This window comes from Novosphingobium sp. HII-3, assembly GCF_002916655.1.
Lineage (GTDB): Bacteria > Pseudomonadota > Alphaproteobacteria > Sphingomonadales > Sphingomonadaceae > Novosphingobium > Novosphingobium panipatense.
This window is the reverse complement of the sequence record NZ_PPSM01000084.1, coordinates 1-853: the sequence shown is the minus strand read 5'-3', so window position 1 is coordinate 853 and position 853 is coordinate 1. Positions and strand designations below refer to the sequence as shown.

The 853-nt window shown below is 60.7% G+C and carries 1 pseudogene; it reads right to left on the bottom strand.

The features are described from left to right. Window positions 1-15: 15 nt before the first annotated feature. Window positions 16-776: pseudogene (locus C2R25_RS19565) on the bottom strand (IS5 family transposase). Window positions 777-853: the final 77 nt, after the last annotated feature.

Genomic DNA, 853 nt, shown 5'->3' with positions numbered 1-853 from the left:
TAGGGCGTGGACTCATTACGCATTGCACCACAGCCTGACGCATATGAGCTTGATGGCCGCGAGATAGTTGGCAGCATCCTTGTCATATCGGGTGGCGATGCCCCGGAACTGCTTGATCCGATTGAAGAAGCGCTCGACGAGATTACGCTGGCGGTAGAGCCATGACGAGAAGCCGAAGCGCTGCTTACGGTTGGAGCGGTTGGGAATGTTGGCCCAGATGTTTCTGGCCGCGGCCGCCTCGCGAATGGCCGTACTGTCATAGCCCTTGTCACCGAGCAGGGTGGCACCCTCGGGAATGGCCTCGATCAGCGCTTCAGCTTCGCATGCATCATGGACCTGGCCACCCGTCAGTCGCAGTCCGACAGGACGTCCATCAGCGTCGACAAGAGCGTGGAGTTTGGTCGAAAGGCCGCCCCGGGAACGTCCCATGCCATGATTGCCGGATCCCCCTTTTTGCCCGTCGCACCGTGCTGGTGGACGCGCATGCAAGTGGAATCGATCATCACCAACTCGCCGTTGAAACCGGCGGAAACCGCCGCCAACAATCGGTCCCACACTCCAGCCTTTCGCCAGCGGATGAACCGGTTGTAGCAGGTCGTCGACGGACCATAGCGTTCCGGGACCTCTGCCCACGGCGCACCAGAACGGAAACGCCAAAGTATCCCGTTCAGCACCCGGCGGTCATCGACGCGGGGCACTCCACGCGGCTTGTTGGGCAGCAACGGCTCGATGATGAGCCATTCCTTGTCCGTCAGTTCATATCGCCGCCGCGTCATACGCCCTCCGTTTCCGAAGGAAGCCTGAATCACGCCACCGCTGCCAGCTCAACCCGATTTATGAGTTTGCCCCCTAG